General features: G+C 60.5%; 1 protein-coding gene. It reads left to right on the top strand.

The window, feature by feature from the left end; all coding sequences use genetic code 11:
* Nucleotides 1-151 precede the first annotated feature (151 nt).
* Nucleotides 152-1,029 (top strand): hypothetical protein (locus ACIRS4_RS39245; protein ID WP_404205221.1); only part of this gene is annotated, 878 nt, incomplete at its 3' end.

Raw genomic sequence — 1,029 nt, 5'->3', positions numbered from 1 at the left:
ATCACCGCGCCCGCGGGGGTAGACGAGAACGGTCCAGGAGTGACGAGCACTCGGCAGAAAACGGCTATCGATGACCGCTGAGGCTGTGGTGAAATATTCAGCGCGCTGGGCTATCTCGGGCCTGGGTTCACGGGGACGGCTTAGTCCCGAAATGGAGAAACTCACCATGGCATCGCAGTTCAGCTGGCCCATGGCAGTCGGAGCCACGGCGTATGCCGATCTGCCGCAGGCACTGACAGACACAGCCCGCATCCATGCCCACCGTGCGTTGGATAGCCTCGGGCACAATGGACCGCTGAATTGGCTCGATCAGGCCGCCTCGATCGGGGTGGCGGCCGAACTCCTGCTCAAGGCAATCCTGACTTCCGTTGATATCGCCTTGCTTCGCGCAAAGGGGGCGGAGCCCGAAACGGCTTTTACACTGGCGGGGAGGCCACTCGATCCCACGTTGACCTTGCCGGATATGAGGACAGTGGGAGCTGTCGACGCGCTCAAGGCACTGACGAAGATGGCGAAAGCATGGAAGCTCCCCGCTGCCAATTCGCTGAAAGAAACCCTCTTGGCTGAGCCACTGAGAGTGCGAGATTCCGCCGTGCACATGGGCTTTGCGAGCGAGGAAGCGAACAAGCTAGCCGTTGCCGAGCTGGTCAGTCTTGTTGACATCCTAACAAAGCTCAAAGCTGAACTTGGGCAGGAGGGCGACTGGGCCTCGTTCTGGACCGCCGACTACCTTGAGCGGGCGGATGAGATCCTGCGGCTGCGGAAGGTGCGGATCATGACTGCATTTCAGTTGGCACTGGCGGTGGCACAGAGGACTTTCGGAGCGCGTTGGACGTTGCCCGCCGCCGCTGACACCATCCGCATCATCGAACAGGTGGATTCGTTCCCGCGGATTGACCGCGATCAGACATCTCACCACCACATCTGCCCGGCCTGTGGCAGCAATGGCTGGGCCTTGTATGACATTGAAAGAGGGTCCATGCAGGTTGACGAGAGCGACCGCCCTCACTCGGTGGCATATTTCGTGGA

Origin of the sequence: Streptomyces sp. NPDC101166 (assembly GCF_044768125.1) — a bacterium.
GTDB lineage: Bacteria > Actinomycetota > Actinomycetes > Streptomycetales > Streptomycetaceae > Streptomyces.
The sequence above is the reverse complement of the archived record's forward strand: the minus strand, read 5'-3'. Positions and strand labels throughout refer to the sequence as shown.